Origin of the sequence: Bacillus sp. AFS041924, from assembly GCF_002577195.1 — a bacterium.
GTDB lineage: Bacteria > Bacillota > Bacilli > Bacillales > Bacillaceae_G > Gottfriedia.
Genome location: NZ_NULG01000014.1, coordinates 1 through 4667 on the forward strand (window position 1 = coordinate 1; position 4667 = coordinate 4667).

The window sequence follows — 4667 nt, forward strand, 5'->3', positions numbered from 1 at the left end:
AAACTTGTTAGTTAAGTCCTCGACCGATTAGTATCAGTCAGCTCCACGTGTCACCACGCTTCCACCTCTGACCTATCAACCTGATCGTCTCTCAGGGGTCTTACTAGCTTAACGCTATGGGAAATCTCATCTTGAGGGGGGCTTCATGCTTAGATGCTTTCAGCACTTATCCCTTCCACACATAGCTACCCAGCCATGCTCTTGGCAGAACAACTGGTACACCAGCGGTGTGTCCATCCCGGTCCTCTCGTACTAAGGACAGCTCCTCTCAAATTTCCTACGCCCACGACGGATAGGGACCGAACTGTCTCACGACGTTCTGAACCCAGCTCGCGTACCGCTTTAATGGGCGAACAGCCCAACCCTTGGGACCGACTACAGCCCCAGGATGCGATGAGCCGACATCGAGGTGCCAAACCTCCCCGTCGATGTGGACTCTTGGGGGAGATAAGCCTGTTATCCCCGGGGTAGCTTTTATCCGTTGAGCGATGGCCCTTCCATGCGGAACCACCGGATCACTAAGCCCGACTTTCGTCCCTGCTCGACTTGTAGGTCTCGCAGTCAAGCTCCCTTATGCCTTTACACTCTTCGAATGATTTCCAACCATTCTGAGGGAACCTTTGGGCGCCTCCGTTACTCTTTAGGAGGCGACCGCCCCAGTCAAACTGCCCACCTGACACTGTCTCCGAGCCGGATCACGGCTCTAGGTTAGAATTTCAATACAGCCAGGGTAGTATCCCACCGACGCCTCCACCGAAGCTAGCGCTCCGGCTTCTCAGGCTCCTACCTATCCTGTACAAGCTGTACCAAAATTCAATATCAAGCTGCAGTAAAGCTCCACGGGGTCTTTCCGTCCTGTCGCGGGTAACCTGCATCTTCACAGGTACTATAATTTCACCGAGTCTATGGTTGAGACAGTGCCCAAATCGTTACGCCTTTCGTGCGGGTCGGAACTTACCCGACAAGGAATTTCGCTACCTTAGGACCGTTATAGTTACGGCCGCCGTTTACTGGGGCTTCAATTCAGAGCTTCTCCCGTAAGGGATAACCCCTCCTCTTAACCTTCCAGCACCGGGCAGGCGTCAGCCCCTATACTTCGCCTTGCGGCTTCGCAGAGACCTGTGTTTTTGCTAAACAGTCGCTTGGGCCTTTTCACTGCGGCTCTCCCGGGCATACACCCAAAAGAGCACCCCTTCTCCCGAAGTTACGGGGTCATTTTGCCGAGTTCCTTAACCATAGTTCTCTCGCTCACCTTAGGATTCTCTCCTCGCCTACCTGTGTCGGTTTGCGGTACAGGCACCTATTTCCTCGCTAGAAGCTTTTCTTGGCAGCGTAGAATCAGGAACTTCGGTACTATATTTCCCTCGCCATCACAACTCAGCCTTACGATGTGCGGATTTGCCTACACATCAGCCTAATTGCTTGGACGCGCATATCCAGCAGCGCGCTTACCCTATCTTTCTGCGTCCCTCCATCGCTCAAACGGAAATGAGGTGGTACAGGAATATCAACCTGTTGTCCATCGCCTACGCCTGTCGGCCTCGGCTTAGGTCCTGACTAACCCTGGGAGGACGAGCCTTCCCCAGGAAACCTTAGGCATACGGTGGACGGGATTCTCACCCGTCTTTCGCTACTCATACCGGCATTCTCACTTCTAAGCGCTCCACCAGTCCTTACGATCTAGCTTCAACGCCCTTAGAACGCTCCCCTACCACTGATACCATACGGTATCAATCCGCAGCTTCGGTGATACGTTTAGCCCCGTTACATTTTCGGCGCAGAGTCACTCGACCAGTGAGCTATTACGCACTCTTTAAATGGTGGCTGCTTCTAAGCCAACATCCTGGTTGTCTAAGCAACTCCACATCCTTTTCCACTTAACGTATACTTTGGGACCTTAGCTGGCGGTCTGGGCTGTTTCCCTCTTGACCACGGATCTTATCACTCGTAGTCTGACTCCTATGGATAAGTCATTGGCATTCGGAGTTTGACTGAATTCGGTAACCCGTTGGGGGCCCCTAGTCCAATCAGTGCTCTACCTCCAAGACTCTAACACATAAGGCTAGCCCTAAAGCTATTTCGGGGAGAACCAGCTATCTCCGAGTTCGATTGGAATTTCTCCGCTACCCACACCTCATCCCCGCACTTTTCAACGTGCGTGGGTTCGGACCTCCATTCAGTGTTACCTGAACTTCATCCTGGACATGGGTAGATCACTCGGTTTCGGGTCTACGACCACGTACTATATCGCCCTATTCAGACTCGCTTTCGCTGCGGCTCCGTCTCTTCAACTTAACCTTGCACGGGATCGTAACTCGCCGGTTCATTCTACAAAAGGCACGCCATCACTCGTTAACGAGCTCTGACTATTTGTAAGCACACGGTTTCAGGTTCTCTTTCACTCCCCTTCCGGGGTGCTTTTCACCTTTCCCTCACGGTACTGGTTCACTATCGGTCACTAGGTAGTATTTAGCCTTGGGAGATGGTCCTCCCAGATTCCGACGGAATTTCACGTGTTCCGCCGTACTCAGGATCCACTCAAGAGGGAACGAGGTTTCAACTACAGGGTTTTTACCTTCTTTGACGGACCTTTCCAGGTCGCTTCATTTACCCCGTTCCTTTGTAACTCCGTATAGAGTGTCCTACAACCCCAAGAGGCAAGCCTCTTGGTTTGGGCTATCTTCCTTTTCGCTCGCCGCTACTTGGGAAATCGCATTTTGCTTTCTATTCCTCCAGGTACTTAGATGTTTCAGTTCCCTGGGTCTGTCCTCAGTACCCTATGTATTCAGGTAAAGATACTACTCCATTACGAGTAGTGGGTTCCCCCATTCGGAAATCTCCGGATCAAAGCTTACTTACAGCTCCCCGAAGCATATCGGTGTTAGTCCCGTCCTTCATCGACTCCTAGTGCCAAGGCATCCACCGTGCGCCCTTTCTAACTTAACTAATTTTAAAACTAATTGAATTAAACTTACGCAGTTTAATGAATGACATTATCTAGTTTTCAAGGTACAAANNTCAAAACTAAACAAAACAATGAAGAAACAGTTCATACATGAACCATCGGTTCATGATGTCTCCATAGAAAGGAGGTGATCCAGCCGCACCTTCCGATACGGCTACCTTGTTACGACTTCACCCCAATCATCTGTCCCACCTTAGGCGGCTGGCCCCTAAAAGGTTACCCCACCGACTTCGGGTGTTACAAACTCTCGTGGTGTGACGGGCGGTGTGTACAAGGCCCGGGAACGTATTCACCGCGGCATGCTGATCCGCGATTACTAGTGATTCCGGCTTCATGTAGGCGAGTTGCAGCCTACAATCCGAACTGAGAATAGTTTTATGGGATTAGCTCCACCTCGCGGTCTTGCAACCCTTTGTACTATCCATTGTAGCACGTGTGTAGCCCAGGTCATAAGGGGCATGATGATTTGACGTCATCCCCACCTTCCTCCGGTTTGTCACCGGCAGTCACCTTAGAGTGCCCAACTAAATGCTGGCAACTAAGATCAAGGGTTGCGCTCGTTGCGGGACTTAACCCAACATCTCACGACACGAGCTGACGACAACCATGCACCACCTGTCACTCTGTCCCCGAAGGGAACGCCCTATCTCTAGGGTTGTCAGAGGATGTCAAGACCTGGTAAGGTTCTTCGCGTTGCTTCGAATTAAACCACATGCTCCACCACTTGTGCGGGCCCCCGTCAATTCCTTTGAGTTTCAGTCTTGCGACCGTACTCCCCAGGCGGAGTGCTTAATGCGTTAACTTCAGCACTAAAGGGCGGAAACCCTCTAACACTTAGCACTCATCGTTTACAGCGTGGACTACCAGGGTATCTAATCCTGTTTGCTCCCCACGCTTTCGCGCCTCAGCGTCAGTTACAGACCAGAAAGTCGCCTTCGCCACTGGTGTTCCTCCAAATCTCTACGCATTTCACCGCTACACTTGGAATTCCACTTTCCTCTTCTGCACTCAAGTTTCCCAGTTTCCAATGACCCTCCCCGGTTGAGCCGGGGGCTTTCACATCAGACTTAAGAAACCGCCTGCGCGCGCTTTACGCCCAATAATTCCGGACAACGCTTGCCACCTACGTATTACCGCGGCTGCTGGCACGTAGTTAGCCGTGGCTTTCTGGTTAGGTACCGTCAAGGTGCCAGCTTATTTAACTAGCACTTGTTCTTCCCTAACAACAGAGCTTTACGACCCGAAGGCCTTCATCGCTCACGCGGCGTTGCTCCGTCAGACTTTCGTCCATTGCGGAAGATTCCCTACTGCTGCCTCCCGTAGGAGTCTGGGCCGTGTCTCAGTCCCAGTGTGGCCGATCACCCTCTCAGGTCGGCTACGCATCGTCGCCTTGGTGAGCCGTTACCTCACCAACTAGCTAATGCGCCGCGGGCCCATCTGTAAGTGATAGCCGAGGCCATCTTTCAACTAAGGAACAGGAGTTCCTCAGTGTCATCCGGTATTAGCTCCGGTTTCCCGAAGTTATCCCAGTCTTACAGGTAGGTTGCCCACGTGTTACTCACCCGTCCGCCGCTAACTAACGGGAGCAAGCTCCCATTAGTCCGCTCGACTTGCATGTATTAGGCACGCCGCCAGCGTTCGTCCTGAGCCAGGATCAAACTCTCCATAAAAGTTAAGTTTAAATCTTGTATTGCTCAAAAAA

2 rRNA genes are annotated in these 4667 nt (G+C 51.8%); both read right to left on the reverse strand.

Features of this window, described 5'->3' with window-relative positions:
• Positions 1–7: 7 nt before the first annotated feature.
• Positions 8–2946, reverse strand: a 23S ribosomal RNA gene (locus tag COC46_RS04810).
• A gap of 139 nt (positions 2947–3085) precedes the next feature.
• Positions 3086–4635, reverse strand: a 16S ribosomal RNA gene (locus COC46_RS04815).
• The 16S and 23S rRNA genes sit together here, the layout of an rRNA operon.
• Positions 4636–4667 lie beyond the last annotated feature (32 nt).